This window comes from Streptomyces brasiliensis (assembly GCF_014647875.1).
Taxonomy (GTDB): Bacteria; Actinomycetota; Actinomycetes; order Streptomycetales; family Streptomycetaceae; genus Streptomyces; species Streptomyces brasiliensis.
The window spans coordinates 15,533-41,494 of record NZ_BMQA01000049.1 but is presented as its reverse complement, the minus strand read 5'-3'; the positions used below and the strand labels follow the sequence as shown (position 1 = coordinate 41,494).

Sequence of the window (25,962 nt, the reverse complement as noted above, 5' to 3'; positions counted from 1 at the left end):
CGATGCGTACCCACGGATTCGAGCACGGACATCGACATGACGGCCCCCACCGGCACGGCTGGGGCGGCTTCGAGGGACTGCGCGCGGCTTTCGGGCCCTTCGGTCCGGGTGGTCCGGGCTTCGGTCCCGGCGGACCCGGTTTCGGACCGGGGTCCTGGGGGCCACGAGGGCGCGGCGGCCCGAGGGGAAGGGCGCGGCGCGGTGACGTGCGGGCCTCGATCCTGGCCCTGCTGAAGGACCGGCCGATGCACGGCTACGAGATGATCCAGGAGATCGCCGAGCGCAGCGGCGGCGCGTGGAAGCCGAGCCCCGGCTCGGTCTACCCCACCCTGCAGCTGCTGGAGGACGAGGGCCTGATCGCCAGTGAGAGTGAGGGCGGCAAGAAGCTGTACTCGCTCACCGAGACCGGTCGTACCGCCGCCGACGAGGGTCCCGAGGCCCCCTGGGAGGAGGCCTCCCGCGGGGTCGACTGGGAAGCGCTCGGTGAGATCCGCCAGGCCGGCTTCGGCCTGATGGAGGCTTTCGGCCAGGTCTGGAAGACCGGCAGCAAGGAGCAGCGTGAGAAGGCGCTGGCCGTCATCAACGAGGCCCGCAAGAAGCTGTACCTGATCCTCGCCGACGAGGACTGACGGCCGTACGACCGTCCGGGCGCCCCGTGGAACCCTCCGCGGGGCGCCTTCGTGCCGGCGCCGTACGGCGGTTCAGGCCACCAGCCCGTCCAGCTTGCGCAGCGACTCGTTCAGGGCGGCCGTCGCCGAGTCCTTGAGCTTGCCCGCCATCAACGACACGGCCGCGCCGGTGAATTCACCGTCGATGCGCACGCTCGTGGCGCCGCCGTCCGGGGTGAGGGTGTAGCGGGTGGCGACCACGACCGCCATCGGGCCCTTGCCGCGAATGGCGAGCACCCGGGCCGGTTCCAGTTCCTCGATGGTCCACTCGACCTCCGCCGGGAAGCCCATCAGCTTCATGTTCTCCTGGAAGGTCCCGCCCACCGTCAGGGTCTGCGGGCCGCACCTGGGGAAGTTCGTGTGGGTGGCGTTCCACTCGCCGTACGCCGACCAGTCCGTGAGCTGCGCCCACACCTGCTCGGCCGGTGCCTGGATGCGTGCCTCCGCGCTGACTTCGGCCATGGGGCCGCCCCTTCGTGTCGGGCTACGGTGTCGCGGAACGTAGCCGGAGGGTCCCGAACATTCAATACTGATGAACCGTCAGAAAATGTGGAGGGCGGCGACTCGGCCGACCCGCCGTATCGACGTCGCGTCGAAGAGGTCCCACGCGCGCGGGAACGTGCTCTCGTGTGTGGGTCACGCGTCCGGAACAGGTCGGCGGGCAGCGCGTCCTCGGGGGCGTGCCCGGTACACGTACTGCCTCCGTCGACCGCCGGCAGTGCCACCAGCCGGCACTCGTACCAGTACTTGTCCTTCACACCCGCGAGGACACGGAAACGCGTGGTGGTTACATCTGGGATGCGGGGCAAGGCGGCACGCGCTCCTCGGGGAAGTTCGGCCTGATCTCATCCCTGAGGAGGAGATTGCGGCGGACGACGTCCACTTCGTGTGGGACGGGAAGATGGTTCCGGCCGGGGATGACGCGAGCCGGAGGGGCTGATGGGGTGGAGATGTGCAACCCCGTATTCCCCATCAGTCCGCCGATGAGCAGGACCTGCGTACCGCGGACGACGATGCCGGGCTCAGTGCCGAGCTGGCAGCGGTGGTGGCTGGTGCCCGCCGGCGGGCCGTCCGGGACGGGGACCGGCAGGTCGACACCGCCCATCTGCTCCACTCGCTCCTGGAGTCCGACTTCGACGTGCGCGCAGTGATCGGCGAGGCCCCGCAGCTCGCCCGCCTCCTCGGCTACCTCGTACAACGCAGCATCGGCTACGGGCTGCGCTGGCAGAGCACGGTGGAGGACTCGGGCACGCCGGCCGTGGTCGCCGGACCCGGGATCACCGAGACGAAGGACGCGGGAGGAGGCTGGTCACCGCTGGCCGCGGCCGCCATGGGCCGCGCTCGTGACCGCGCCGAGCGGCGCGGAGCCGACCGCGCCGCGGGCACCGACCTCCTCGCGGCGATCGTCGCCGACCCGCAGGCCCGCGCCGTGGAGGTGCTCGGGCGCGCCGGGGTGGGGGCGACCGACCTGGTCGCGCGGATCGACAGTCGCTCGGGGGAGTACGCCGGTGACGGTGGGGCGGCTTGCTGAGGAGCGGGGACCGGTTCGTCGGGGCCGCCTGCCGGGGTCTGCTGGGGGGACGAGGGAGCGGAAGGGGCAGGCTGTCGGCCACCGGCTGCCGAGCCGCGGGACCGGGATGCCCGGACCGCCCGCTGTGCCGTCGAGGCCGCGGCGTCGTCCCATCCAGCCGGTGAGACAGGTGTCATCGGGGGTGACGGTCATGTCGTCGCCTGTCATCATGTGCCGGTGCGTATGTCGGAGAGCAGTCACGGCAGCCGCGGAAAGGGCGTAGGGCTCGGCCTCGCGCTCGCGTCCGCGCTCGCCTTCGGGGGATCAGGTGTCGCGGCCAAGCCGCTGATCGAGGCGGGCCTCGACCCGCTGCACGTGGTATGGCTGCGGGTGGCCGGTGCCGCCGTCGTGATGCTGCCCCTCGCCGTGCGCAACCGCGCCCTGCCACGCCAACGGCCCGCGCTGCTCGCCGGGTTCGGACTGCTCGCCGTGGCGGGCGTCCAGGCGTGCTACTTCGCCGCGATCTCGCGCATCCCGGTCGGCGTCGCCCTGCTCGTCGAGTACCTGGCCCCCGCCCTCGTCCTCGGCTGGGTGCGCTTCGTGCAGCGCCGGCCGGTGACACGGGCCGCGGCGCTCGGCGTCGTCCTCGCCGTCGGCGGGCTCGTCTGCGTCGTCGAGGTGTGGTCGGGGCTCGGTTTCGACGCCCTCGGGCTGCTGCTGGCGCTGTGCGCGGCCTGCTGTCAGGTGGGCTACTTCGTCCTGTCCGACCAGGGCAGCGAGGCGGGTGCCGAGGCCCCGGACCCGCTCGGCGTCATCGCGTACGGCCTGATCGTCGGCGCCCTCGTCCTGACCGCCGTGGCCCGCCCCTGGACCATGGACTGGTCCGTACTCTCCGGCACCGCCCGGATGAACGGCGACGCGGTCCCGGCCGTCGCCCTGCTCGCCTGGATCGTGCTGGTCGCCACAGTCGTCGCGTACGTCACGGGCGTCCTGTCGGTACGGCGGCTCTCCCCGCAGGTCGCGGGCGTGGTGGCCTGTCTGGAGGCGGTGATCGCGACCGTGCTCGCGTGGGTGCTGCTCGGCGAGCACCTGTCGGCGCCACAGGTCGTGGGCGGTCTCGTCGTCCTGGTCGGCGCGTTCATCGCGCAGTCCTCGACGCCCGCCAAGGGCGCCGCCGAGCCGGTGTCGAGCGGCCCTGCCGAAAGCGAGTTGGCCGTCCGGGAAACCGTCGTCTAAGGTGTCGAACATGCCGACGAACGCACTTGTCCTTCCGCCTCCGGCCGCCTGAGGCGGGCCTCCGGGAAACACGCCTGGCTGATCGCCGGGCGGGACGGTGCTGCCCGCAGATGAAGTCCGCGCGCCCCGCTGGACCGGGGTCGCCTTCCGAACTTCTGCACCTCTGCGGAGATAACTCGTGTCGAACGTCGCTTTCGGTCTGCCCGTCGGGCGTGGCCTCCTCTACCTGATCGTCGCCGGTGCCGCCTGGGGCACCGCGGGCGCCGCCGCCTCCCTGGTCTACCGGGCCAGCGACATGGGCGCCGTCACCCTGTCCTTCTGGCGCTGCGCCGTCGGCCTCGTCCTGCTGCTCGCCGGACGCCTGCTGCGCCGGGGCGCGCGCCGGCCGGCGGTGCCGGAGACGCTCGGCCGCAGGGCCGTGAAGGCCGTCACCACCGGCCTCGGGCTGGCCGTCTTCCAGACCGCCTACTTCGCGGCCGTGGAGGCCACGGGACTCGCCGTGGCGACCGTCGTCACGCTCGGCGCCGGCCCCGTCCTCATCGCGCTCGGCGCCCGCCTCGCGCTGGGCGAGCGACTCGGGCGTGGCGGGGCCGCCGCCGTCGCCGGAGCGCTCGCCGGTCTTGCCGTCCTCACGCTCGGCGGCTCGGGCGCGAGCGTGCGCCCGGCGGGCGTGCTTCTCGCGCTGGCGTCGGCGGCGGGCTACTGCGCCATGACGCTGCTCACCCGCTGGTGGGGACGCGACGGCGGCACCGACAACTCCGGTACGACGGTCTGGGCGTTCGCTGTCACGAGCGTGTGCCTGTTGCCGTTCGCCCTGTCCGACGGCCTGGTGCCGCACACCGCCGACCCCGTCAGGGTGCTGTGGCTCCTCGCCTACATCGCCGCCGTGCCCACGGCACTCGCGTACGCCCTCTACTTCGCGGGCGCAGCCGTCGTGCGGTCCGCGACCGTCTCCGTGATCATGCTCCTGGAACCGGTGAGCGCGGCTGTCCTCGCTGTCGCCCTGCTCGGCGAACACCTGACGGCCCCCACGATCGCGGGCACCCTGCTGATGCTGTGCTCGGTCGGCGGCCTCGCGGTGGCCGAGGCCCGCGCGGCACGCGAGGTCGCGCCGCTACCCGCCTGACCCGGGGAGGGGCGTCGTTCGGGCGGGCATCACGCCGGCTCGTCCCGCTCGGCGGCGGTGCCGGGGCACCCGGGCCTGCGTGTGGGCGCCGTACGACAAGGCGCCGGACCGCCGTGACAGTCTGAGCGCAGCCCGCGCGGCAGGCGGCTCGCGCGGGCTGCGCGGCGTGTCCGCCCACCGTGCGGGCCGGCTCCCCTCACGCTCGGCGTCGCCGCACCAGATGGTCCCGTGCCGCCCCGTCCCCCGGACCGCCTCGAGCCGCCAGGCCCGCGGCGATACGGTCCTTGACCTCCTCGGGCTTCTGGCTCGCGTACTTGAACTTGGCCCGGACGCCGGTCACTTCGAGGCGCAGGCCGCGGATGCCGGACAGCATGCGGCCGTACGGCGCCTCGCCGGGCACCGCCAGGGCCGAGCCGCCGTCGGGCTGGAAGTGGCCGAGCTGGCGGTTCACCAGCTCGGCCTTGGCCGCCGGATCGTCCACGACATGGGCCGTGCAGCGCAGTTGGACGGCCGTGTAGAAGCTCGTGGGGACGCCGTGCTCGGACGGCACGTCCGGCGGGGCCTGCCAGGGGCCGGGAACGTACACGTAGTCGTCGACCACGCTCAGCAGCACGACCGGGTTCGCCTCGAGGGACGGCCACAGCGGGTTCGTGCGGGCGAGGTGGGTGACGGCCTCACCGCGCTCGCGATCGTAGGCGAAGTGCAGCGGCTGGACGAACGGCGGCTCGCCGGACGGGCCGTTGACGGCGAGCTGGCCGAAGTCGTGGGCGGCCAGCCAGCCGTGCCACTCGGCGTCGTCGCGTGCCGCGTCCCAGGGGTGGATCAGCATCACAGGGTTCCGAGGTAGCCGGGGAGCGCGATGCCGGGCGCCAGGTCGGCGTTGGCGACCGGCGCGTCGTAGCCCTTGCGCAGCGGGACGACGCCGGCCCAGTGGGGGAGGCCCAGGTCCTCGGGCTCGTCGTTCGCGCCGCCCGTGCGGACCTTGGCCGAGACCTCGTCCAGGTCGAGGCGGATCACCGCGGTGGCGGCCAGCTCCTTCTTGTTCGCGGGGCGCGAGTCGGCGGAACGGCCCGGTACGACGTGGTCGACCAGCGCGTCCAGGGCCACCCGCCGCTCCTCCGGGTCGGTGACCTCGTGCGCGGTGCCGTGCACCACCACCGAGCGGTAGTTGATCGAGTGGTGGAACGCCGAGCGGGCCAGCACCAGACCGTCCACATGCGTCACCGTCAGACAGACCGGGAGTCCCGGGTCGGCCGCGCCGGTCATCCGCAGTGGGCGTGAGCCTGTCGAGCCGTGGACGTACAGCCGCTCGCCGACCCGGCCGTACAGGGTCGGCAGCACCACCGGCGCGCCGTCGCGGACGAAGCCGAGATGACAGACGTAGCCCTCGTCGAGTATCGCGTGCACCAAGTCCCTGTCGTACGACGCCTTTTCGGCGGCACGCGTGGGCACGGTGCGGTCGGTCGGGACGTAGGCGGCGGACGGCGACGGCGTCTGCGGGCTACCCGGCATGGCGCTCTCCATTGCACTAGTGCATAATCTGGTTTGTGCTAGGAGAGTATCCGATCCAAGGTCGGGGCGCAGCCGAGATTGCGGCGAGCGTCGAACACGCGGTGAGCACCGGCGAGCTGGATCCCGGCCAACTGCTGCCACCCATGCGGGAGTTGGCCACGAGACTGGGGGTGAATCCCAACACCGTCGCGGCCGCCTACCGCACCCTGCGCGAGCGCGGGGTCATCGAGACCGCCGGTCGCCGGGGCAGCCGTGTCCGCCCCAAACCGGCCACGACCGGACGCGAGCACCTGCGCGTCGACGTGCCTGCCGGGGTGCGTGACCTGTCCGACGGCAACCCCGACCCCGCCTTGCTCCCCCCGCTCGCGCCCGCCCTGGCGGCCGTGGCCGAGGAGGGCGACCGCGCACCGGTGCTGTACGGCGCCGAGGCGGTGGAACCGGAGCTGGCGAGGATCGCGCGGGCCGAACTCGACGCCGGCGGCGTGCCCGCCGGACCGCTCACCGTGGTCTCCGGCTCCCTGGACGCGATCGAGCGTGTCCTCGCGGCCCACCTCAGACCGGGCGACGCCGTCGCCGTCGAGGACCCCGGCTGGGGCCGCACCCTCGACCTGGTCCCGGCGCTCGGCCTGCGCACCGTCCCCGTGGGCGTCGACGACGAGGGACCGCGCGCCGACGACCTGCGCCGCGCCCTGGAGTCCGGCGCCCGCGCCCTCATCGTCACCGACCGCGCGCACAACCCCACCGGCGCCGCCGTGAGCGCCCCCCGCGCGCGTGCGCTGCGCTCCGTCCTCCGTGACCACCCGCAGACCCTCCTCCTCGAGGACGACCACGGCCACGGCATCGTCGACCTCCCGCTGCACCCCCTGGCGGGCGTCACCCAGCACTGGGCGTTCGTCCGCTCGGTGGCCAAGGCGTACGGCCCCGACCTGCGCCTGGCCGTCCTCACCGGCGACCCCGTCACGGTCGACCGGGTACGGGGACGGCAGCGACTGGGCCCGGGCTGGGTGAGCCGCCTGCTGCAACGCACGGTGGTCCACCTCTGGTCGGACGGCGCGGTGGACGGCCCCGCGGTGGCGGCGGCCTACCGCGCCCGTCGGGACCTCCTCATCGACGCCCTCGCCGAACGCGGCGTCCCGGCCCACGGCCGCAGCGGCATGAACGTCTGGGTCCCGGTGCCCGACGAGACGGCGGCGGTCGCCCGCCTCCTCCACGCGGGCTGGGCGGTCTCCCCCGGCGCCGGCTTCCGCCTGAACGCCCCACCGGCGATCCGCATCACGATCTCGACATTGACACCGGAGGAGACGGCCCCGTTGGCGGAAGTGGTGGCGACGGCGGTGGGCCCGACACCGGCGCGAACTTATGTCTAGTGCTGTGGCCGGGAAGGTTTGCCGAGCCGGTGAACCTTTCCGGTCACAGCACTGGGCGTGAGCAACTTCCCTGAGAGTCATCACGTAATTCACGTGACGTCCGATGGTTGGGCAGAACGCTCCGGCGCGGGCCTTGTGCCGCGTGGTCGCGGGTCGGGTCTCATCCGGGGCTGTGCTGCTTCCCTGTCGGATGTGCCGAGCAGAGGCTGCTGTCACCGCAGGTGGAGCAGCTGCCGCGGCCGGCAGCCCGAAGGTGTGCCGTGGCACCGCGGTTGACTCGACGGAGCCTCTTGCAGCCCCGGAGAGATCCTGCGGCAACCGTCGTCCGACTATCGGGCACTTTCGCAATCACGTGATGACTCTCAGGGGCGCGGGGTTGTGTTCGATATGCGGCTCCGCCGCGTGGGCGCTAGCGGCCACGACGCATCCGCACCCGCGCACACTGCACGCGGCCTCACCTCGTCAGGCGCCCCGTCGCACCTGAGTGAGTGCCGCCCCGGCAAGAACGACCACCGCCCCCACCGGAGTTGTCCACCGAAGCGATTCACCCAGAATCGCAACGCCCGCCGCCGTGGCGATGACCGGAATGAAGTAGGTGACCATCTGCGCGGTCGTGGGCCCGACTTCCGCGACGAGCCCGTACTGAATGAGAACGGCCAGCCCCGTACCGAGCGCCCCCAGCGCGGCGATCGCAAGCAGTGGAACCAGCGAGAAGTGTGCGGGAAAGGACGTGAACAGCGGTGTCACCACGGCCAGTTGGACCGTGGCGACCAGCAACTGCGCGCCTGTCATCGCGAGATGCGAACCCCCGGCACCCGCAAGCGTGCGCCGCACATAGATCCACCCGACCGGATAACTCAGCGAGGCGAGCAACGCCATCACCGTCCCCGTCGCGTCCAGCCCGTGGAACCCCTGCCACGCACCGAGAACAGTCAGCACCCCCAGGAACCCCAGGCCGAGGCCGGCGAAGCGCACCCGTGTGGGACGGTCCTCCGACAGCGCCACCAACGACAGCGCCATGCCCCACAGCGGCGACGTCGCGTTGCAGATCCCGGCCAGCGTCGACGGGATCGTCAGCTCGGAATAGGCGAAGAGCGAGAACGGCAAGGCGTTCAGCAGAAACGCGGCGACCGTCAGATGCCCCCATGTGCGCGCCCCGCGCGGCAGCCGCTCCCGCTTCACCGCCATCGCGGCCGCGAGCACCGCTGTACCGAACACCAGCCGCCCCAGAGTGACCTGGAAGGGTGCATAGCCATGGGTGCCCACCTTGATCAGCAGGAAGCTGAAGCCCCAGATCAGGGACAGGGCGGTGAAGCGGAGACGCCAGTCGGGACGGGGGCGCGGTCGCGCGGCGGCGTCGGCCGGGGTGCCGGTCGTGGTGACGGTGCTCATGGTCGTAACGATGCAACAGCCAACTTCGTAGCACAATCGAGATTTCTCACGGGATACCTCGTAGTATCGCTTACATGTTAAACCTCGAGCGCCTGCGCACTCTCGACGCCCTCGCCCGGCATGGCTCGGTCAGCGGTGCCGCCGAGGCGCTGCACGTCACGACGTCCGCGGTCTCGCAGCAGATGGGCAAACTGGAGCGCGAGGTGGGGCAGCAGCTCCTCGCCAAGAACGGGCGCGGGGTGCGCCTCACGGACGCGGGCCGGCTGCTGTCCGAGCACGCGGCGCGGATCCTCTCCCAGGTGGAGCTGGCCCAGTCCGACCTCGAGGCGCACCGCGGACAGGTCGTCGGCGAACTCCGGCTGTCCGCGTTCCCCACGGCCGCCCGTGGCCTGTTCCCCACCGCGCTCGCCGCCCTGCGGACCCGGCATCCGGCACTGCGCGTGCGCTCCTGTGAGCTGGAGCCCGAGAACGGTGTCGCGGGCGTCGTGCGCGGCGACCTCGACCTCGCCGTCGTCCTCGACTGGTACAACAAGCCGATGCCCGTCCCGGACGGACTGGTCAAGGCGCCGCTGTTCGACGACCCCGCCGACGTCGCCATGCCGGCCGGCCACCGGCTCGCGGACCGGGACGAGGTGGACCTCGGGGAGTTCGCCGAGGACGAGTGGATCACCTGGGGCGAGGGCGAGTTCTGCCACGAGTGGCTGATGTTCACGCTGCGCTCCCGCGGCGTCGAGCCGATCGTCGGCCACCGCGCCGCCGAGACGCACACCCAACTGGGTCTGGTGTCCGCCGGGCTGGGCGTCTGCATCGCCCCGCTCCTGGGTCGCCGTCCCGTGCCGCCCGGCGTCGTCATGGTCCCGCTCACCCAGCGGGTGCGCCGCCATGTGTACGTCGTCTGGCGGGCCGACGCCGACCGCCGCCCGTCGATCCGGGCTGCGGTGGAGGCACTGCGGGAAGCGGCCGGGCAGGTGGACTGAACGGGTCTACAGCGAGCCCAGCTTGCGGAAGTCCCAGGAGACGATCTTGTCCGGGGCCAGCCGGATCCAGGCGTGGCGACCGTCGTACGGCATCTCCTCGATGCCGAAGTTCTTGCGCGCGAACAGGATCTCGGGAGCATCGAGTTCGGCACACAGCTCGCCGGTGCGGGGGATCTCGCCCACGAACTCCACGGTCCCGGACAGCTCCACGCCCTGCAGCTGGTCGTACTCCTCGCCGGAGTCCACCACGACCGCCACCCGCGGATCGCGGCGCAGATCGGCCCACCGCTTGCTGCGCACCACGGAGTACAGCCACAGCGAGGTGCCGTCCCAGGCGAACCACAGCGCGCTCACGTGCGGGAAGCCGTCCACGGACACGGTGGCGACCCGGCAGGTGCGCTGGCCGGTGAGGAACTCGTCCAGCTCGCCCGGAGTCATCATGATCCTCCGGCCCCGGCGCTGAGTGACGGTCATGCGGCGCTGCCCCCTTCTCGGTCGTTCCCCTCTCGCGCGACGCTGGCTGGTCTCGCCCGACCCGCACCAGGGCGAAAGGGGGCGTCGTGCCGTCGTACGAGCAACTCACCGAACTCCTCGATCCCGTCAGCACCGTGCTGCTCACCGTGGAGTGCCGGCATGGCGTGGTCGGACCCGGCAGCGCGCTCCCGGAACTCGCCGAGGAGGCCCGCGCCTCCGGCGCCCTCGGCAATGTCGCCCGGCTCGTCGCCGCGGCGCACGACACCGGCGTCCAGGTCATCCACGCCGTCGCGGAGCGCCGCCCCGACGGCCGCGGCGCGAACCGCGACGCGCGGCTCTTCCGCGCCGCCGAACGGCTGCCCGTCCAGCAGCTGTCCGGCACCACCGCCGTGCGCGTCGCGCCCCCGATCGAGGTCGCCGAGGAGGACTTCGTCGTACGACGGCTGCACGGCCTGTCGCCGATCCAGGGCACCGACCTCGACGCCCTGCTGCGCAATCTGGGCTGTCGCACGCTGATCGTCGCCGGGGTCTCGGCCAACGTCGCCGTACTCAACGCGGTGTTCGACGCGGTGAACCGCGGCTATACCGCCGTCGTCCCCGCCGACGCGAGCGCGGGCGTGCCGGCCGACTACACCCCGGCGATGATCCGGAACACCCTCGCGCTGGTCGCCACGGTCGCGACCACCGACGAGGTGCTCGGCTGTCTCGAACGGTCCCGCCGGCGGGCCTGACGCTCAGGCGAGCGTGATCTGGTCGCCGGACACCGTGACGTTCTCCGACGCCAGCGGCTGCGTCGCCGGACCCTTCTTGACACTGCCGTCCTCGACGGAGAACTGGCTGCCGTGGCACGGACAGACGATCGCGCCACCCGTGATGCTGGTCACCGCGCACCCCTGGTGGGTGCACTTCGAGGAGAACGCCTTGTACGTGCCGGCCGTCGGCTGGGTGACGACCACGCCCTGGTCCTTGAAGATCTTGCCGCCGCCCTCCGGGATCTCGGAGGTCTTCGCGAGAGCCGTGCCACCGGCCCCGGCGGCGCCACCGGAGCCGTTGCTGTCCTGCGTAGTGCCGGAACCCGACACGTCGGAGGAGTCCGCCGAGCCGTCGTCGGAGCCGCAAGCGGTCAGCGCGACGGCGAGCCCCGCCGCTCCGGCCGCCGCCATGACGGTACGGCGGGCCGGTCCCGTTGCGGAGTTGAGCGATGCGCTGGTCATGAGGGAGTTCCCTTCCGAGGAGCGTTTCGTCGATGCATCGATGTGCCGTTTCGTGATCCGCCCAGGGGTACGGCCGCCGGCCGCCACCTGTTCAGACGGTTCCGAGATCCTGACGTCCGCGCGGTCGGAGGGCCGTGAGCTGCAGCTGTCGTTCCGCTGTCGGAACCCCGGGATCCGCCCAGTAACCTGGGGCGATGCTCAAGGAAGTCATCGCGACCCGTTACCTCACGCCCCTGCGTGAGGGCGGCTCGTTGCCGGGGCTCGTCGAGGCCGACGACTTCGGGACGTACGTCATGAAGTTCACCGGCGCCGGGCAAGGCCGCAAGACGCTGGTCGCCGAGGTCGTGTGCGGGGAACTCGCCCGCCGCCTGGGGCTCCGGGTGCCGCGGCTGGTGACGATCGCGCTCGACCCGGTGCTCGGCCTCGGCGAACCCGATCACCAGGTGCAGGAGCTGCTGCGCTCCAGCGGCGGCACCAATCTCGGCATGGACTTCCTCTCCGGCGCCCTCGGCTTCGATCCGCTCGCCTTCGCCGTGAGTTCCGAGGAGGCCGGGCGGATCGTCTGGTTCGACGCGCTGATCAACAACGTCGACCGCTCCTGGCGTAACCCCAACCTCCTGATGCACCACGGCGACCTCTGGCTCATCGACCACGGTGCCACGATGATCTGGCACCACAACTGGCCCGGCGCCGAGGCCTCCGCGAACCGCCCCTACGACGCCTCGGACCACGCCCTCGCCGGGTTCGCGCCCGATGTAGCCGCTGCCGCCGCGCAGTTGGCCCCCCTGGTCACCGGCGAGCTGCTCACCGAGGTGACCGCCGAGATCCCCGACGCCTGGCTGACCGGCGAGCCCGGCTTCGACACCCCGGACGACCTCCGCCGGGCCTATGCGCGGCCGCTGCTCGCGCGGGCCGCCGTCGTCCACGAGCGCGTCACCGGCCTCGAGGAGGGCAAGTGAGCGAGACCCATATCCACATGGCCGGTCATGTGACCGAGCGCCACATCACCAGGGCGGGCCAGGGCGGCGACCGCGACGTCTTCGAGTACGCCCTGCTGCGCGTCGTCCCCCGCGTCGAGCGCGGCGAGAGCATCAACGCGGGCGTGGTCGTGTACTGCCGGGCCAAGGCCTACGTCGGTGCCCGCACCCACCTCGACGAGGCACGGCTGCTGGCCCTCGACCCGTCGGCGGACGTGACCGGTGTGCGGGCCGCTCTGGGCGCCGTCGAGAAGGTGTGCGCCGGTGGCGCCGCGGCCGGGCGGGCGGGCGAGGACGACCCGGGCCGGCGTTTCCGCTGGCTGATCGCGCCCCGCTCGACGGTCGTGCAGCCGGGACCCGTCCACACGGGGCTCACCACCGATCCGGCGGCCGAGGCGGAGCGGTTGCTGGACCTCCTGGTGAGGTAATGGATCACACGCGGCGGGTGTGCCGTTGACACCGGGTGCCAGGGCTTCTAGCGTCACTTCCGCTGAAGGTACTAAGCGGTCGCTCACCGGGTGGGCGTACCGTGGGAGCCGCAGACCAGGTTTGCCGACCAGGCTTTCTCGAGGGCGAGGAGAACCAGCAATGTCCACCACTGAGCAGCGGGTCGCCGTAGTCACCGGCGGTGCGCGCGGCATCGGCGCCGCCACCGCCGTACGACTGGCCGCCGAGGGCCGTGCCGTTGCGGTGATCGACCTCGACGAGGCCGCCTGCAAGGACACCGTGGAGAAGATCACCGCGGCCGGCGGCAAGGCCATCGCGGTCGGCGCCGACGTCTCCGACGAGGCGCAGGTCGAGGCGGCGATCGCACGCGTGGTCGAGGAGCTGGGCGCGCCGACGATCCTCGTCAACAACGCGGGCGTCCTGCGCGACAACCTGCTGTTCAAGATGACGGCCGCCGACTGGGACACCGTCCTGAACGTGCACCTCCGCGGCTCGTTCCTGATGGCCAAGGCCGTGCAGAAGCACATGGTCGAGGCCGGCTGGGGCCGCATCGTCAACCTGTCGTCGTCCTCCGCCCTCGGCAACCGCGGCCAGGCCAACTACTCCGCCGCCAAGGCCGGTCTGCAGGGCTTCACCAAGACCCTCGCCATCGAGCTGGGCAAGTTCGGCATCACCGCCAACGCCGTCGCCCCCGGCTTCATCGCCACCGAGATGACCAAGGTCACCGCCGAGCGCGTCAAGATGGGCTTCGAGGAGTTCAAGGCCGCGGCCGCCACCCAGATCCCCGTGCAGCGCGTCGGCGAGCCCGAGGACATTGCCAATGCCATCGCCTTCTTCACCGGCGAGGCCGCCGGCTTCGTCTCCGGCCAGGTGCTGTACGTGGCCGGCGGGCCGCTCGACTAGGGACACCGGGGATCACGGACATGACTGAACCGCCTGCACTCTCCGGCAAGGTCGCCCTCGTCACGGGCGCCAGCCGCGGCATCGGCTACGGCGTCGCCGAGGCGCTCGTCGCGCGCGGCGACCGCGTCGTCATCACCGGTCGAGGCGAGGACGCCCTCAAGGAGGCCGTCGAGAAGCTCGGCTCCGGCCGGGTCGTCGGCGTCGCCGGCAAGGCCCACGACCTCGACCACCAGGCCGAGGCCGTCGGGCGCGCCATGGAGGCCTTCGGCCGCATCGACTTCCTGGTCAACAACGCCGGTACGAACCCCGTGTTCGGGCCGATGGCGGACCTCGACCTGAACGTGGCGCGCAAGGTCTTCGAGACCAACGTCGTCTCGGCGCTCGGCTTCGCCCAGAAGACCTGGCACGCCTGGCAGAAGGACAATGGCGGCGCGATCGTCAACATCGCCTCGATCGCGGGCCTCGCGCCCTCGCCGTTCATCGGCGCGTACGGCGTGAGCAAGGCCGCGATGATCAATCTGACCCAGCAGCTGGCGCACGAGTTCGCGCCCAAGGTGCGGGTCAACGCGATCGCCCCGGCCGTCGTGAAGACCAAGTTCGCGCAGGCCCTGTACGAGGGCCGCGAGGAGGAGGCCGCCGCGGCCTACCCGCTCGGCCGGCTCGGTGTGCCCTCCGACATCGGCGGCGCCGCCGCGTTCCTCACCTCGGACCAGTCCGACTGGATCACCGGGCAGACGCTTGTCGTCGACGGCGGCATCTTCCTGAACGCGGGCGTGGGCTGACACGGTTTCGGACACCTCGACGGGCGTCGCTTTCCCGAGGGGGGAGCGGCGCTCGTCGTCGTGAACGACGAAATTCACCGCACAGGATCCGCACAACCGGATGACAACGTCGTCATCGGAAATTTGATCAACTGGCCTGTTCCGCAGCAGGTTCAGGGGCCGCAACGCTGCGGTATGGTCTGCCGACCCTTGGTACGGCGGATCGAGGAGCGTGCGCATGTCCAACCGGAAGCGAGGCCTGCAGAAGGTGGCGGCGATCGCGTCCGTATCCCTGGTGGCCGGATGTGGTGTCTTCTCCGGCGGCGACCCCGACAGCCAGGGACCGATCGTCGTGGGCACCACCAGCGCCCCCAGCACGCTCGATCCGGCCGCCAGCTGGGACGGTTCCTGGGAGCTGTTCCGCAACATCTACCAGACGCTCCTCGCCTACCCCAGCGGTGCCACCACCCCGCAGCCCGACGCCGCCGAGAAGTGTCGTTTCACCGACAGCTCGAACCGCACCTACCGCTGCAAGCTGCGGTCGGGCGTCAAGTTCTCGGACGGCGACGCGCTGAACGCGCAGGCGGTCAAGTACTCCATCGATCGCATCCGGGACATCGACGCCCCCAGCGGCCCCGCCGGACTGCTCGGCAGCCTCGACCGCGTCCAGGTCCTGGGCGACGACGAGGTGGTCTTCCACCTCAACAAGGCCGACGCGACCTTCCCGTTCGTGCTCGCCACCCCGGCCATGTCGATCGTCGACCCGAACGAGTACCCCGCCAAGGAACTGCGCAAGGACAACAAGATCGACGGCTCCGGGCCCTACCGGCTCGAGTCGTACACGGAGGGCAAGCAGGCCGTCCTCGTCCGCAACGACCGGTACGACGGCTTCGCCGACCGCAAGAACAACGCCGTGACCATCCGCTACTTCCAGGACTCGGCCACCATGGTCAAGGCGCTGCGCGCCGGGCGGATCGACATGACCTACCGCGGTCTCGCCGCCGACGACATCATCGCCCTCCAGGGCCATGACTCGGCCGACCTCCAGCTGGTCGACGGCGCGGGCATCGACATCAGCTACCTGGTGTTCAACCCGAAGGACCCGTGGGCCAGGAACCCCGCCGTACGCAAGGCCGTCGCCCAGGTCGTCGACCGCGCCGCGATCGCGCACAAGGTCTACAAGGACACCGTCGACCCGCTGTACTCCATGGTCCCGGCGGGCCTGACCGGGCACACCACCGGATTCTTCGACGACTACGGCAACCCCGACGTCTCCAAGGCCCGCAAGATCCTCACCCGCGCGGGCATCACCCAGCGGGTCCCGCTGACCTTCTGGTACACGACGGACCGCTACGGCTCCGAGACCGCCAAGGAGTTCCAGGAGCTCAAGACCCAGCTCGAGGACTCCGGCCTGTTCACCATCACCCTCATGAGCCGCCCCTGGAAGACCTACGTGGTGGGCTACCAGAAGGGCGAGTACCCGGTGTTCGGCCGCGGCTGGTTCCCCGACTTCCCCGACGCGGACAACTTCATCGCCCCGTTCGTGGGCCAGAACAACGCCCTGGGCACGCCGTACCGGACGAAGGAGATCACCGACAAGCTGCTGCCCGAGTCGCGTGAGGAGAGCGACCGCGGCCGTGTGGTGAAGCAGTTCGAGGAGGCGCAGCAGATCCTGGTGGACGACGCGCGGCTGCTGCCGCTGTGGCAGGGCCGGCAGTACGTCGCCGCCAGCGACGACGTCTCGGGCGGCGAGAAGGCCCTCGATCCGTCGACGATCATGATGATGTGGGAGCTGCACCGCAAGACCAGCTGGTGACGTCCCGCGGTCCGGTCCGCGGGCGGCGATTGTCAGTGGCCGCCTGTAGGTTCTGAATCCGGCAAGTGACCGCACACGATAAGGACGTTGACGTGACCGACACCGCCATGCTGCCCGAGTCCTGGCGCGGGGTTCTGGGCGACGAGCTGCAGCAGCCCTACTTCAAGGAGCTGACCGAGTTCGTCGAGGAGGAGCGGGCGAAGGGTCCTGTCTACCCGCCGCGCGAGGAGGTCTTCGCCGCGCTGGAGGCGACGCCGTACGACAAGGTCAAGGTGCTGATCCTCGGCCAGGACCCGTATCACGGCGAGGGCCAGGGCCACGGGCTGTGCTTCTCGGTGCGGCCCGGCGTGAAGACCCCGCCCTCCCTGCGCAACATCTACAAGGAGATGAAGGAGGAGCTGGGCACGCCGATCCCGGACAACGGCTATCTGCTGCCGTGGGCCCGGCAGGGTGTCCTGCTGCTCAACGCGGTGCTCACGGTGCGCGCCGGTGAGGCGAACTCGCACAAGGGCAAGGGCTGGGAGAAGTTCACCGACGCGGTGATCCGCGCGGTGGCCGGCCGCCCCGACCCGGCGGTCTTCGTGCTGTGGGGCAACTACGCGCAGAAGAAGCTCCCTCTCATCGACGAGACGCGGCACGTCGTGGTCAAGGGCGCGCACCCCTCGCCGCTGTCGGCGAAGAAGTTCTTCGGCTCCCGCCCGTTCACCCAGATCGACGAGGCGGTCGCCCGGCAGGGCCACGAGGCGATCGACTGGACGATCCCGAACCTGGGCTGACCGCCGTGACGCGGCGGCCCCGTGTCGTACGGGGCCGCCTGACGTGGATTGCCGGTGCCGCCGGTTAGCGTCGACAGGGACAGCCGACGAGTGCCCGGAGGACGCGGTGGCGGAGCGAAGAGAGCAGGCGGCACCGGATGCCGTCCTGACGCGGATCGGGCAGGTCGTCATGCTGCACCACGGTGGGGACCGCGAGGAGGCCCGCCGCCGGCTGCTCGACCTGTGGGCGGAGATCGGCGAGGACGGCGACCCGTTGTACCGTTGCACCCTGGCGCACTACCTGGCCGACACCCAGGACGACCCCTCGGACGAACTGGCGTGGGACCTGCGGGCGTTGTCGGCGGCGGACGAAGTGACGGACGGCCGCGCGGGGGGCGATCCCGCGGCGGTCCGGGGCTTCTACCCCTCTCTCCACCTGAACCTGGCCGCGGACTACGTGAAGCTGGGCCGCGCCGAGGCCGCCCGCACCCACCTGACCCGGGCCCACGGCACGGCCGACGCCCTGGGCGACGACGGCTACGGCGACGGGGTGAGGGCGGCGATCCGCCGCATGGAACTCCGGCTGGCGGAGGAGGGCCCGGCGGGAGGAGAGCCCTGGGGGCCGCCGCGACAGCGGCCGCGGTGACCTGGGGTGGGGGATCCGGCCCAGGCCATGTCAACGCCCGTACGCCCGCTCGCAGATCCTTGCCTCCGGGCTGCCGGGGCGCCAGCCGCCGTATTTCTTGCCCAGGCCGCAGATGTCCGGCTTCGGCGGGGCGGCGCGGGGCACGTCGGGGGCCTCGACGCGCTGATGGCGCGAGGGTGCGGGGTGGGGCTGCGGGCGAGGAGGTACGCGGGGCGACGCCGGACGTGGGGTGTCCGACGGGGCCGCCGGGCGGCTCTGCGCGAAGCGCTCGGGGTCGTGGGACGGGCCGACCATCTCCAGCGCCTCACGAGCCGGTGCCTGGACGACCTTCGGCGTTGCTCTGCCGTCCGGCCGGGGCGCCGACGGCTGTGAGGGCGCCGTGTCCGGAGGTCCCGGTGCCGGCGGGCGCTGGACGGTCACACAGCCGGAGAGGGCGGAGACGGCCACGGTGACCAGAAGTGCTGCGGTGGTCGACGTACGATGCACCCGCGTCACTTTGCTGGGTCGGCCCCGCCCGTGGGGCCACGAACAGGCGATTCATGCCCCGCACGGGTGATCTCACGCCCCCTACGGGGGGTGCCGGCGGGTGGAGGCTGACGTCAGTCGCCGGTGGCGCCGTCGATCCGCTCCCGGATGAGGTCCGCGTGACCGTTGTGCCGGGCGTACTCCTCGATCATGTGGGTGTAGATCCAGCGCAGGTTGAACGGCTCCTGGGTGAAACGGCCCTTGCCCAGGGAGAGGTCGTCGAGCGCGAAGTCCGCCGCGTGTCGCCGGGCGGCCTCGATCTCGGTCTGCCAGGTGGCGTACGCCTCCTGCCAGGTGTCCGCCTCGGTGGCGTGGAAGTCGCCGTCCTGGTCCGCGTCGGTGAAGTAGATGGGCCCGCGGTCGTCGCCGGCCAGCACCTTGCGGAACCAGCTCCGCTCGACCTCGGCCATGTGCCGGACCAGTCCCATCAGGGACAGCTCGGAGGGCTCCACCGGCGCGGTCCGCAGCTGCTCGTCGGTCAGCCCCTCGCACTTCCAGGCCAGGGTCTGCCGGTGGTAGTCCAGCCAGCCCTCCAGCATGGCGCGCTCCGAGGCGTTCTGGGCGGGTTCAGTGCGCTCCGTCGTCATGCCCCGCATCCTTGCTCAACCGGCCCCGGCGCTCAAAGGGTTTCAGCCGTCCAGCATCCCGGTCAGCAGCTCGCGCAGCCCGGCCCGGACCTCGTCCAGGCTCGGCACCTCCGCGTGGAACGTCCCGGCCGCGCACGAGAACATCAGCCCGTCGGCCCAGGCGACCAGCGACAGCACGTGCCGGTCCGGCTCGGTGGAGCCCAGGGCGGTGACCATCGCCTCCAGGCGGCGGCGGAAGACGCCGCCCGCCGCGTCGTAGAACGCCCGCAGCTCCGGCCGGCGCGTGGCCTCCAGGGCCAGTTCGTAACGGGAGATCAGCAGCTCGCGGTTGCGTGTGACGGACCGGTGCGTGGCCAGGGCGAGCCCGTCCACCAGGGAGTCGAGGCCGCCGCGTGGATCGGGCATCTCGTCGAGCGCCAGCACCTGGGCCTCGCGCTCCGCGTGCCGCCGTACCACCAGCTCCAGCAGGGCCAGCCGGGTGCGGGCCAGGTTCGAGGTAGAGCCCAGGGGCAGCCCGGCAGCCTCGTCGACCGCCCGGTGCGTCAGGCCGCGCAGGCCGCGCCGGGCGATGAGCGTGATCGCGGTGTCGGCGACGAGGGTCGCGCGGGAGGCGGCCGGGGGGTGTACGGACATGGCACGACCCTATCTGTGGGACTACGGATGTAGTACGGTCGAGGCCGGGCTCACTACATCTGTAGTAACCGGCTGTTGGAGGAGACATGCCCCACCCATCACGCGCCGTCGTCATCGGCGGCGGTATCGGAGGCCTCACCGCGGCGGCGGCCCTGCTGCGCCAGGGTCGGCAGGTCACCGTGCTCGAACAGGCCCGGTCCCTCGAGCCGGTCGGGGCGGGCATCTCGCTGGCGCCGAACGGCCTGCGCGCCCTCGACGTCCTCGGCATCGGCGACGAGATCCGCGACCTCGCCGCCTGGCAGGGCGACGGCGGGCTGCGCACCCCCGCTGGACGCTGGCTCTCCCGCACCGACGCCGCGGCCGCCGCGGCCCGCTTCGGCAGCCCGATCGTCCTGCTCCACCGGGCCACCCTCATCAACAGCCTCGCCGCGCTGCTCCCGCCCGGCACCGTCCGCACCACGGCCGCCGCCACGCTCACCGACCCCGGCGACACCGGCCGGCCGGCCCGTGTGCGGACCGCCGACGACGAACTGGAGGCCGACCTGGTCGTGGGCGCCGACGGCATCGACTCCGGGGTGCGTGGCGCGCTGTTCCCCGGACACCCGGGGCCGGTGTACTCCGGGTTCACCACCTGGCGGGTCGTGATCCCGGTACCCGGCGTGGTGGAGTTCGCCTCCCACGAGACCTGGGGGCGCGGCCGGCTCTGGGGCACGCATCCGCTCAAGGACGGCCGGGTGTACGCGTACGCCGCCGCCATGACACCCGCCGGAGGGCACGCACCCGACGACGAGAAGGCCGAGCTCGTCCGCCGGTTCGGCGACTGGCACGACCCGATCCCCGCCGTCATCGCGGCCGCCCGCCCCGAGGACGTGCTGCGCCACGACGTCCGCCACATCGCCGAGCCGCTGCCCGCCTACCATCGCGGCCGCACCGCGCTCCTCGGCGACGCCGCGCACGCCATGCCGCCCACCCTGGGCCAGGGCGGCAACCAGGCCATCGAGGACGCCGTGGTCCTGGCTCATCATGCGGACGACCTGCCCGCGTACAGCTCGGCCCGACTGCCCCGTACGACCGCGATCGTCCGCCAGTCCGTCCGGGTCGCCCGCGTCAACATGACGGGCAACCGCGCCGCCATCGCCGTACGCAACACCGCGGTCGCCGCGCTGTCGAAGGCCGGACCGGCGCTGCTCCTGCGCGGATTCGACGGCATCGCCGACTGGCGGCCCCCGTATGCTGCCCGGAAGGCACCGGTGGACGAGCGCTAGGGGAGAGCACGTGAAGGTCGGCTGTGTCGGGCTCGGGGACATCGCGCAGAAGGCGTATCTGCCGGTGCTGGGAGTGCAGCCGGGGGTCGGCCTGCACCTGCAGACCCGGACCCCCGCGACCCTCACCCGCGTCGCCGACGCCCTTCATCTTCCGCCGGAGCAGCGGCACACCACGCTGGACTCGCTCCTCTCCCAGGACCTCGATGCCGCCTTCGTGCACGCGCCCACCGACGTCCACCCCGAGATCGTCGAGCGGCTCCTGGACGCGGGCGTACCGACCTACGTCGACAAGCCGCTGGCGTACGAACTCGCCGACTCCGAGCGGCTGGTGGCCCTCGCCGAGCAGCGGAACGTGTCGCTCGCGGTCGGCTTCAACCGGCGTCACGCCCCCGGGTACGTGCAGTGCCTCGACCACCCGCGCGAGCTGATCCTGATGCAGAAGAACCGCATCGGGCTGCCGGAGGAACCACGCGCGATGGTCCTCGACGACTTCATCCACGTCGTCGACACGCTGCGCTTCCTCGTCCCGGGCCGGGTCGACGACGTGACCGTGCGAGCCCGCGTCGAGGGCGGGCTGCTGCATCACGTCGTGCTCCAGCTCGCCGGGGACGGTTTCACCGCGCTCGGCGTCATGAACCGGCTCAGCGGCTCGGCGGAGGAGATCCTCGAGGTCTCCGGGCAGGACACCAAGCGTCAGGTGCTCAACCTCGCCGAGGTCGTCGACCACAAGGGACAGCCGACGGTGCGACGGCGCGGCGACTGGGTGCCGGTCGCCCGGCAGCGCGGCATCGAGCAGGCGGCGCTCGCGTTCCTCGACTCCGTGCGCGCGGGGAAGGTGCTCAGCGCCCGGGATGCGCTGGCGACTCACGAACTGTGCGAGCGGGTGGTACGTGCGGTTCAGGAGCGCCACGGCGCGTCCTGAACGCCCTCACGCCCTCCGTCGCGCACAGCGTGGCGAGCACCAGCAGCGCGCCGTGCACCGGCCAGTCACCGTAGCGGACGTACGGCGTGACACCGTGCGCCAGCGGCACCTCGTACACCCGGGCCGTGCTCGCGTCGGTGCCGAGCCACGGTCCCAGCCTCTGTCCGCCGGGGCCGTAGACCGCGGACACCCCGGTCAGTGTCGCGTGCACCATCGGTCGGCCCGTCTCGGCGGCGCGCAGCGCGGCCAGCGAGGCGTGCTGCTCGGGAGCCCAGCTGTGCTGGAACGTCGATGTCGAGGACTGGCCGAGCAGCACGTCGGCGCCGTCCTCGGCGAGGTGCCGGCTCATGTCGGGGAAGGCGGTCTCGAAGCAGACCATCGGGCCGACCCGCAGCCCGTGCCCGACGTCCATCACGACCTGCTCGGTGCCCCGCCTGCGGTCCTCGCCGGCCGCCCGGCCGACGGAAGTCGCCCAGCCCAGCACGGAGCGCGCCGGTATGTACTCGCCGAAGGGGACCAGCCGCATCTTGTCGTAGCGGGCACCGGTCGCGCCGTCCGGGCCGATCAGGACCGAACTCTTGTAGATGCCGGGCCGGTCGGAGCGGCGGGCGTCCACGTTGACCAGGACGTCCGCGCCGGTCTGCCGTGCCAGTACGGCGACCCGCCGGGCCAGGTCCGGGCGGGCGCCGAGGTCGAAGCCGACGCTGCTCTCGCCCCAGACGACCAGGTCGACGTCCTGGCCGACGAGCCCCCGGGTGAGCTGCTCCTCGCGGTCGAAGCGCCGGTCCCCGCTGTCCGGGCCCCCGACGACCCCCGGCTGGACCACGGCGACCCTGACCCGGCCGTCGACGTCGGGGTGTGGTGACCACGCCCAGGCCGCCGACGTCGCGGCGGCCGTCGCGACCAGCGAGGCCAGGGCGGGTATCCGCGCCTCGCGCACCGACACCAGCACGGTGACGGCGACGTTCACGGCCACCACCAGAAAGCTCAGCAGCCACACCCCGCCCACCGAGGCGAGCCGCAGCGCCGCTTCCACCTGCCACTGGCTGGAGCCGAGCATGCCCCACGGGCCGCCGAGTCCCTGCCAGGACCGGACCAGCTCCACCGCCAGCCACGCCGACGGAAGAACCACCAGCGCGGCCGCGCCCCGGCCGGGCGAGGGTGCTCCGCCGAGGAACCGGCGCACCAGCCAGCCCCAGGGCGCCCACAGCGCGCCGAGCAGCGCCGCGATCAGGAAGATGAAGACGTGCAGGCTCGGCAGCAGCCAGTGGTGCACCGCGACCATGAACCCGATACCGCCGAGCCAGCCGTCGTACGCCGCCCTGCTGCCGGTCGGGGCGGAGCGGGCGAGCAGGATCCACGGGACGAGGGCGACGTACGCGAACCACCACAGCGAGGGTGCCGGAAAGGCGAACACCGGCAGGGCGCCCGAGCCGACGGCGACGAGGGAGCGCCGCCACGGTGAGGCGAGCCAGCGGTGGAACGTGTTCATGCGTCGCCTCCCTGCCCAGCGGCTTCCTCCAGTGTGCGCGCCGGGCGGCCCTCCCCGACAGAGGGCCTCGGACTCAGCCGAGCACTGGTGCCGCACGCCGTTCGGGCAGGCGGCGCCACTTCTCCTCGACGACGACCTCGCGCAGCCGCCAGCCGTCCTGGGTCCGCAGCAGCCCGAAGGCGTACCGGCCGCCGCACACCAGGTCCGGTGCCGTGGAACCGCTGTCGCGGTCCGCCAGCCGCATCGGATTGACGTAGTCCGCCTGCACGCGCGCGGTGTCCCCGGTGTCCTGTTCCAGGATTTCGAACCGCACCCGCCGGTTGACGATCAGATGCTGACGCATCGCGAACGGTGCCAGACTCGCGGCCAGCCAGTCGGCGACCTGCCCGGCGTCGCCCTCGATGCCACCGGCGCCGCGGTAGTCCGCCCGCCCGTCGGCTGTGAACAGTCTCCGGTACGTCGCCCAGTCCCCGTCGTCCACCGCCACCGCGTACTCGGTCACCAGGCCGTCCACGGCCAGCCGGTCCATCACTGTCGCGAGCTCCACACGCTGCGTCATCGGCACAGTGTTGGGTACGGGGCGCCAGGAGCCAAGAGGGAGTGCGGGACATTCGGGCCCGTTCGCCTACCGACCGCCACCGGTGAGGCAGGTCAGCCACTGGGCGACCGCCTGCGCGATCGGCTGGCCGGTCGCCAGCTCGACGAAGCCGAACTGGCCGCCCTGGTTGCACTCCAGGAACCACCAGACGCCCTCCCCGTCCTCGGCGAAGTCGAAGGCGGCGTACGCCAGTCCGGCGAGGTCGGTGTACTGGTGCACCGACTTGCGGATGCGTTCGGGCACCGCGACGGCCTCCCAGCCGTGTCCGGTGTCGCCGTAGCGCCCGTCGACCTGGCCGGGACGGGCCCGCTTGCGCGCGGCGAAGAGCTGGGTGCCGACCGCCGTCAGCCGGATGTCGGCGCGTTTGCGGATGTAGCGCTGCAGCAGCGCGGGACCGGCCGCCACTGCGGAGAAGTCCGCGTCGGGGCCGATCAGAGTGGTGGGCAGGGCCAGCGCGGGATCACCGGGCGGCGGCCCCGATGCCGACTTCACGACCACGTCCCGGTGCTCGTCGGCGAACTCCCGGGCCAGCCGCGGGGACGTGGTGAAGACGGTCGGCGGGATGGCGAAGCCGCTGAGATGAGCGGTTCTCAACTGCCATGGTTTCAGGCGGGCCAGCTCCGCGTTCCGGGGATGGTTCATCCAGCGCGCGGAGCTGGAGAAGAGCATGCCGTACAGCGCCTGGCGGGTCTCCGCGGTCAGCCACGGCGAGCGATGCGCCGCGTGCGCCGCCGGTTCGCCCGGTCTGCGCACCCATACGGAACGCAGCCCGCCCATGCTGAGCACCTGGCCGTTGACGGACAGGTGGCCGTCGAAGTCACCGTGGGCGTAGTGGGCGGACAGGACGGCCTTGCCGGGCAGATCTGCGGGGTCCAGCCGCACGACGGGAGCTCCCGACGCGTGCAGCTCGGACACCACCATGTCTCCGGTCACGTCCTCCTCGGACGTGAGGATCAGAACAGTCATGAAGTCACGGATCGTCAGTGGTCGCCGTCAGTCGTCGAAGTGCGTCTTGGAACCGGCGGTGGACGTGGTCGTGCCGGCCGCCAGCAGCAGGGCACGGTCACTGACGGCCGGGCGGCCGTCCGGAAGCACGTTCAACTGACGTCTTGCATCGAAGCGGTACGGCGTCACTACGGTCGGAAGCCTCTGGGGGAAGACGTACTTGAGGGTGAACGGTCGCACTCTGAACCTCCACGTATGTACAGGACCTGGTATGGCGGGGTGAAGGGCTGTCACCATATCCCCACTGGTCACTCATCGCGCGAGGCTTCACAACTGTCACACGGGGTACACGGTGTAGTTATGCCCTCACTCCTGGAAGGCCCTTCCGGCCTGGAAGGGCATACTCCAGATACCGTTCAGCCTCGGGACCAGGGTTTTCAGCAGTGAAGTCGTATCAGGAGGTACACACATGGCACGTCCGGTCACCGTGGTCACCGGCGGCAGCCGGGGCATCGGCGCCGCCACCTGTCTGCGGCTCGCGGCGGACGGGCACGACGTGGCCGTGGGGTACGTCCGTGACGCCGACGCGGCCGAGACCGTGGCGCGGGGGGTGCGCGAGGCGGGGGCGCGGTGTGTGACCGTGCGTGCGGACACCGCCGAAGAGGCCGACGTGGAGCGGCTGTTCGACACGGCGGAGGAGCGGCTCGGTCCGGTGACGGGGCTCGTGAACAACGCGGCGGTGACCGGGCCGCTGGGCCGGTTCACCGAGGTGCAGACCGCCGATCTTCGCCGGGTCGTGGAGGTCAACCTGCTGGGCACGCTGCTGTGCGCGCGCCGCGCCGCCCGGCTGATGACGGCGCGGGGGAGTGGAGTGATCGTCAACGTCTCCTCGGCGGCCGCCACGCTCGGAAGCCCCGGTGAGTACGTCCACTACGCGGCGACCAAGGCCGCCGTCGACGCCCTGACCCTGGGTCTCGCCAAGGAACTCGGCCCGGACGGGGTCCGGGTCAACGCGGTCGCGCCCGGAGTGATCGACACGGAGATGCACGCGGCCATGGGCGCCCCGGACCGCGCCCACCGGGCGGCACCGACGATTCCGCTGCGCCGGCCGGGCCAGGCGGAGGAGATCGCAGCCGCGATCGCCTGGCTGATGTCCCCGGAGGCGTCGTACACCACGGGTGCGGTGCTGCGGGTGTCGGGCGGGCGGTAGCGGT

General features: G+C 71.9%; 30 protein-coding genes. 17 read left to right on the top strand and 13 right to left on the bottom strand.

Annotated features, from left to right (window positions below; all coding sequences use genetic code 11):
* Nucleotides 1-2: 2 nt before the first annotated feature.
* Entirely contained in the window at nt 3-629 is a 627-nt protein-coding gene (locus IEZ19_RS38690; RefSeq protein WP_189316080.1) for a PadR family transcriptional regulator, read from the top strand.
* Nucleotides 630-701: 72 nt separating this feature from the next.
* Here IEZ19_RS38690 and IEZ19_RS38685 read toward each other — a convergent pair whose 3' ends face one another.
* Complete coding sequence (locus tag IEZ19_RS38685) at nt 702-1,130, bottom strand: type II toxin-antitoxin system Rv0910 family toxin (RefSeq protein WP_189316079.1); 429 nt, start codon at nt 1,128-1,130, stop codon at nt 702-704.
* 490 nt (nt 1,131-1,620) lie between these two features.
* On the opposite strand from IEZ19_RS38685, the gene IEZ19_RS38680 reads away from it, so the two are divergent.
* From IEZ19_RS38680 to IEZ19_RS38670, 3 genes are all read left to right on the top strand, one after another.
* A complete protein-coding gene (locus tag IEZ19_RS38680; protein ID WP_189316078.1) occupies nt 1,621-2,199 on the top strand; it encodes a Clp protease N-terminal domain-containing protein in 579 nt (192 codons plus the stop codon).
* 222 nt (nt 2,200-2,421) lie between these two features.
* On the top strand, nt 2,422-3,414 hold the full coding sequence (locus tag IEZ19_RS38675) for an EamA family transporter (RefSeq protein ID WP_373297121.1): 993 nt from the start codon (nt 2,422-2,424) through the stop codon (nt 3,412-3,414).
* Nucleotides 3,415-3,592: 178 nt separating this feature from the next.
* Nucleotides 3,593-4,540 carry a DMT family transporter gene (locus IEZ19_RS38670; RefSeq protein ID WP_189316076.1) on the top strand — a complete coding sequence of 316 codons (948 nt, stop codon included), beginning with the start codon at nt 3,593-3,595 and terminating at the stop codon, nt 4,538-4,540.
* A 196-nt stretch (nt 4,541-4,736) separates the two neighbouring features.
* Here IEZ19_RS38670 and IEZ19_RS38665 read toward each other — a convergent pair whose 3' ends face one another.
* Both IEZ19_RS38665 and IEZ19_RS38660 read right to left on the bottom strand, forming a co-directional pair.
* On the bottom strand, nt 4,737-5,369 hold the full coding sequence (locus tag IEZ19_RS38665; RefSeq protein ID WP_189316075.1) for an FMN-binding negative transcriptional regulator: 633 nt from the start codon (nt 5,367-5,369) through the stop codon (nt 4,737-4,739).
* Nucleotides 5,369-6,052: a pyridoxamine 5'-phosphate oxidase family protein gene (locus tag IEZ19_RS38660; RefSeq protein WP_189316074.1), complete on the bottom strand. Its 684-nt coding sequence runs from the start codon at nt 6,050-6,052 to the stop codon at nt 5,369-5,371. Before IEZ19_RS38660 ends, IEZ19_RS38665 begins: the two co-directional genes overlap by 1 nt.
* Nucleotides 6,053-6,087: 35 nt before the next feature.
* Here IEZ19_RS38660 and IEZ19_RS38655 point away from each other — a divergent pair, with 35 nt between their 5' ends.
* Nucleotides 6,088-7,419 carry an aminotransferase class I/II-fold pyridoxal phosphate-dependent enzyme gene (locus tag IEZ19_RS38655; protein ID WP_189316073.1) on the top strand — a complete coding sequence of 444 codons (1,332 nt, stop codon included), beginning with the start codon at nt 6,088-6,090 and terminating at the stop codon, nt 7,417-7,419.
* A gap of 462 nt (nt 7,420-7,881) precedes the next feature.
* Here the strand turns inward: IEZ19_RS38655 and IEZ19_RS38650 are convergent, their stop codons facing one another.
* Nucleotides 7,882-8,811: a DMT family transporter gene (locus IEZ19_RS38650; protein WP_189316072.1), complete on the bottom strand. Its 930-nt coding sequence runs from the start codon at nt 8,809-8,811 to the stop codon at nt 7,882-7,884.
* Between the two features lie 74 nt (nt 8,812-8,885).
* Here IEZ19_RS38650 and IEZ19_RS38645 point away from each other — a divergent pair, with 74 nt between their 5' ends.
* A complete protein-coding gene (locus IEZ19_RS38645; protein ID WP_189316071.1) occupies nt 8,886-9,788 on the top strand; it encodes a LysR family transcriptional regulator in 903 nt (300 codons plus the stop codon).
* A gap of 6 nt (nt 9,789-9,794) precedes the next feature.
* Here IEZ19_RS38645 and IEZ19_RS38640 read toward each other — a convergent pair whose 3' ends face one another.
* Nucleotides 9,795-10,262: a pyridoxamine 5'-phosphate oxidase family protein gene (locus IEZ19_RS38640; protein WP_189316070.1), complete on the bottom strand. Its 468-nt coding sequence runs from the start codon at nt 10,260-10,262 to the stop codon at nt 9,795-9,797.
* Between the two features lie 86 nt (nt 10,263-10,348).
* Between IEZ19_RS38640 and IEZ19_RS38635 the strand changes: the two genes are divergently transcribed.
* Nucleotides 10,349-10,993 (top strand): cysteine hydrolase family protein, encoded by a 645-nt coding sequence (locus tag IEZ19_RS38635; protein ID WP_189316069.1) that lies wholly within the window; start codon nt 10,349-10,351, stop codon nt 10,991-10,993.
* Nucleotides 10,994-10,996: 3 nt separating this feature from the next.
* Here the strand turns inward: IEZ19_RS38635 and IEZ19_RS38630 are convergent, their stop codons facing one another.
* Nucleotides 10,997-11,476 (bottom strand): Rieske (2Fe-2S) protein, encoded by a 480-nt coding sequence (locus IEZ19_RS38630; RefSeq protein WP_189316068.1) that lies wholly within the window; start codon nt 11,474-11,476, stop codon nt 10,997-10,999.
* Nucleotides 11,477-11,670: 194 nt separating this feature from the next.
* Here IEZ19_RS38630 and IEZ19_RS38625 point away from each other — a divergent pair, with 194 nt between their 5' ends.
* The 7 genes from IEZ19_RS38625 to IEZ19_RS38595 all read left to right on the top strand — a co-directional run bounded on the left by IEZ19_RS38625 (nt 11,671) and on the right by IEZ19_RS38595 (nt 17,781).
* Nucleotides 11,671-12,435: a HipA family kinase gene (locus IEZ19_RS38625; RefSeq protein WP_189316067.1), complete on the top strand. Its 765-nt coding sequence runs from the start codon at nt 11,671-11,673 to the stop codon at nt 12,433-12,435.
* The gene (locus IEZ19_RS38620) at nt 12,432-12,881 is read left to right on the top strand and encodes a DUF3037 domain-containing protein (RefSeq protein WP_189316066.1); all 450 of its coding nucleotides are present in this window, start codon (nt 12,432-12,434) and stop codon (nt 12,879-12,881) included. The genes IEZ19_RS38625 and IEZ19_RS38620 overlap by 4 nt, the downstream gene beginning before the upstream one ends.
* Before the next feature lie 160 nt (nt 12,882-13,041).
* Complete coding sequence (fabG, locus tag IEZ19_RS38615) at nt 13,042-13,803, top strand: 3-oxoacyl-ACP reductase FabG (RefSeq protein ID WP_189316065.1); 762 nt, start codon at nt 13,042-13,044, stop codon at nt 13,801-13,803.
* A gap of 20 nt (nt 13,804-13,823) precedes the next feature.
* Nucleotides 13,824-14,585, top strand: a complete 762-nt coding sequence (locus tag IEZ19_RS38610) for an SDR family oxidoreductase (RefSeq protein ID WP_189316064.1) — start codon at nt 13,824-13,826, stop codon at nt 14,583-14,585.
* Nucleotides 14,586-14,802: 217 nt separating this feature from the next.
* On the top strand, nt 14,803-16,380 hold the full coding sequence (locus tag IEZ19_RS38605; protein WP_189316063.1) for an ABC transporter substrate-binding protein: 1,578 nt from the start codon (nt 14,803-14,805) through the stop codon (nt 16,378-16,380).
* Nucleotides 16,381-16,472: 92 nt separating this feature from the next.
* On the top strand, nt 16,473-17,156 hold the full coding sequence (gene ung / locus IEZ19_RS38600; RefSeq protein ID WP_189316062.1) for a uracil-DNA glycosylase: 684 nt from the start codon (nt 16,473-16,475) through the stop codon (nt 17,154-17,156).
* A gap of 106 nt (nt 17,157-17,262) precedes the next feature.
* Entirely contained in the window at nt 17,263-17,781 is a 519-nt protein-coding gene (locus IEZ19_RS38595) for a hypothetical protein (RefSeq protein ID WP_189316061.1), read from the top strand.
* Between the two features lie 30 nt (nt 17,782-17,811).
* Here IEZ19_RS38595 and IEZ19_RS38590 read toward each other — a convergent pair whose 3' ends face one another.
* The 3 genes from IEZ19_RS38590 to IEZ19_RS38580 form a co-directional block, all read right to left on the bottom strand.
* Nucleotides 17,812-18,267, bottom strand: a complete 456-nt coding sequence (locus IEZ19_RS38590) for a flagellar biosynthesis protein FlhF (RefSeq protein WP_229841299.1) — start codon at nt 18,265-18,267, stop codon at nt 17,812-17,814.
* A 113-nt stretch (nt 18,268-18,380) separates the two neighbouring features.
* Nucleotides 18,381-18,893 carry a DinB family protein gene (locus IEZ19_RS38585; RefSeq protein WP_189316059.1) on the bottom strand — a complete coding sequence of 171 codons (513 nt, stop codon included), beginning with the start codon at nt 18,891-18,893 and terminating at the stop codon, nt 18,381-18,383.
* Nucleotides 18,894-18,935: 42 nt separating this feature from the next.
* Nucleotides 18,936-19,526 carry a TetR/AcrR family transcriptional regulator gene (locus IEZ19_RS38580; protein ID WP_189316058.1) on the bottom strand — a complete coding sequence of 197 codons (591 nt, stop codon included), beginning with the start codon at nt 19,524-19,526 and terminating at the stop codon, nt 18,936-18,938.
* Between the two features lie 86 nt (nt 19,527-19,612).
* Between IEZ19_RS38580 and IEZ19_RS38575 the strand changes: the two genes are divergently transcribed.
* Both IEZ19_RS38575 and IEZ19_RS38570 read left to right on the top strand, forming a co-directional pair.
* Complete coding sequence (locus IEZ19_RS38575) at nt 19,613-20,791, top strand: FAD-dependent monooxygenase (protein ID WP_189316057.1); 1,179 nt, start codon at nt 19,613-19,615, stop codon at nt 20,789-20,791.
* Nucleotides 20,792-20,801: 10 nt separating this feature from the next.
* Nucleotides 20,802-21,713 carry a Gfo/Idh/MocA family protein gene (locus IEZ19_RS38570; protein WP_189316056.1) on the top strand — a complete coding sequence of 304 codons (912 nt, stop codon included), beginning with the start codon at nt 20,802-20,804 and terminating at the stop codon, nt 21,711-21,713.
* On the opposite strand, the gene lnt is transcribed toward IEZ19_RS38570, so the two are convergent.
* The 4 genes from lnt to tgmA all read right to left on the bottom strand — a co-directional run bounded on the left by lnt (nt 21,631) and on the right by tgmA (nt 24,988).
* Nucleotides 21,631-23,205, bottom strand: a complete 1,575-nt coding sequence (gene lnt / locus IEZ19_RS38565) for an apolipoprotein N-acyltransferase (RefSeq protein ID WP_189316055.1) — start codon at nt 23,203-23,205, stop codon at nt 21,631-21,633. The two genes, IEZ19_RS38570 and lnt, sit on opposite strands and share 83 nt — an antisense overlap.
* Nucleotides 23,206-23,278: 73 nt before the next feature.
* Entirely contained in the window at nt 23,279-23,764 is a 486-nt protein-coding gene (locus tag IEZ19_RS38560; protein ID WP_189316054.1) for a nuclear transport factor 2 family protein, read from the bottom strand.
* A 66-nt stretch (nt 23,765-23,830) separates the two neighbouring features.
* A complete protein-coding gene (locus IEZ19_RS38555; protein WP_189316053.1) occupies nt 23,831-24,769 on the bottom strand; it encodes an MvdC/MvdD family ATP grasp protein in 939 nt (312 codons plus the stop codon).
* A gap of 27 nt (nt 24,770-24,796) precedes the next feature.
* Nucleotides 24,797-24,988: a putative ATP-grasp-modified RiPP gene (gene tgmA, locus IEZ19_RS38550; RefSeq protein WP_229841298.1), complete on the bottom strand. Its 192-nt coding sequence runs from the start codon at nt 24,986-24,988 to the stop codon at nt 24,797-24,799.
* 229 nt (nt 24,989-25,217) lie between these two features.
* Between tgmA and IEZ19_RS38545 the strand changes: the two genes are divergently transcribed.
* Entirely contained in the window at nt 25,218-25,958 is a 741-nt protein-coding gene (locus IEZ19_RS38545) for an SDR family NAD(P)-dependent oxidoreductase (RefSeq protein WP_189316051.1), read from the top strand.
* The last annotated feature ends 4 nt before the right edge of the window (nt 25,959-25,962 follow it).

What these genes read in the sequence shown, in the direction of transcription:
- IEZ19_RS38690 (WP_189316080.1), top strand. Translation starts at nt 3, where the DNA reads ATGCGTACCCACGGATTCGAGCACGGACATCGACATGACGGCCCCCAC.
- IEZ19_RS38685 (WP_189316079.1), bottom strand. Translation starts at nt 1,130, where the DNA reads ATGGCCGAAGTCAGCGCGGAGGCACGCATCCAGGCACCGGCCGAGCAG.
- IEZ19_RS38675 (WP_373297121.1), top strand. Translation starts at nt 2,422, where the DNA reads ATGTCGGAGAGCAGTCACGGCAGCCGCGGAAAGGGCGTAGGGCTCGGC.
- IEZ19_RS38665 (WP_189316075.1), bottom strand. Translation starts at nt 5,369, where the DNA reads ATGCTGATCCACCCCTGGGACGCGGCACGCGACGACGCCGAGTGGCAC.
- IEZ19_RS38660 (WP_189316074.1), bottom strand. Translation starts at nt 6,052, where the DNA reads ATGCCGGGTAGCCCGCAGACGCCGTCGCCGTCCGCCGCCTACGTCCCG.
- IEZ19_RS38650 (WP_189316072.1), bottom strand. Translation starts at nt 8,811, where the DNA reads ATGAGCACCGTCACCACGACCGGCACCCCGGCCGACGCCGCCGCGCGA.
- IEZ19_RS38645 (WP_189316071.1), top strand. Translation starts at nt 8,886, where the DNA reads ATGTTAAACCTCGAGCGCCTGCGCACTCTCGACGCCCTCGCCCGGCAT.
- IEZ19_RS38640 (WP_189316070.1), bottom strand. Translation starts at nt 10,262, where the DNA reads ATGACCGTCACTCAGCGCCGGGGCCGGAGGATCATGATGACTCCGGGC.
- IEZ19_RS38630 (WP_189316068.1), bottom strand. Translation starts at nt 11,476, where the DNA reads ATGACCAGCGCATCGCTCAACTCCGCAACGGGACCGGCCCGCCGTACC.
- IEZ19_RS38625 (WP_189316067.1), top strand. Translation starts at nt 11,671, where the DNA reads ATGCTCAAGGAAGTCATCGCGACCCGTTACCTCACGCCCCTGCGTGAG.
- fabG (WP_189316065.1), top strand. Translation starts at nt 13,042, where the DNA reads ATGTCCACCACTGAGCAGCGGGTCGCCGTAGTCACCGGCGGTGCGCGC.
- IEZ19_RS38610 (WP_189316064.1), top strand. Translation starts at nt 13,824, where the DNA reads ATGACTGAACCGCCTGCACTCTCCGGCAAGGTCGCCCTCGTCACGGGC.
- IEZ19_RS38605 (WP_189316063.1), top strand. Translation starts at nt 14,803, where the DNA reads ATGTCCAACCGGAAGCGAGGCCTGCAGAAGGTGGCGGCGATCGCGTCC.
- IEZ19_RS38585 (WP_189316059.1), bottom strand. Translation starts at nt 18,893, where the DNA reads ATGACGACGGAGCGCACTGAACCCGCCCAGAACGCCTCGGAGCGCGCC.
- IEZ19_RS38580 (WP_189316058.1), bottom strand. Translation starts at nt 19,526, where the DNA reads ATGTCCGTACACCCCCCGGCCGCCTCCCGCGCGACCCTCGTCGCCGAC.
- IEZ19_RS38575 (WP_189316057.1), top strand. Translation starts at nt 19,613, where the DNA reads ATGCCCCACCCATCACGCGCCGTCGTCATCGGCGGCGGTATCGGAGGC.
- lnt (WP_189316055.1), bottom strand. Translation starts at nt 23,205, where the DNA reads ATGAACACGTTCCACCGCTGGCTCGCCTCACCGTGGCGGCGCTCCCTC.
- IEZ19_RS38560 (WP_189316054.1), bottom strand. Translation starts at nt 23,764, where the DNA reads ATGACGCAGCGTGTGGAGCTCGCGACAGTGATGGACCGGCTGGCCGTG.
- IEZ19_RS38555 (WP_189316053.1), bottom strand. Translation starts at nt 24,769, where the DNA reads ATGACTGTTCTGATCCTCACGTCCGAGGAGGACGTGACCGGAGACATG.
- IEZ19_RS38545 (WP_189316051.1), top strand. Translation starts at nt 25,218, where the DNA reads ATGGCACGTCCGGTCACCGTGGTCACCGGCGGCAGCCGGGGCATCGGC.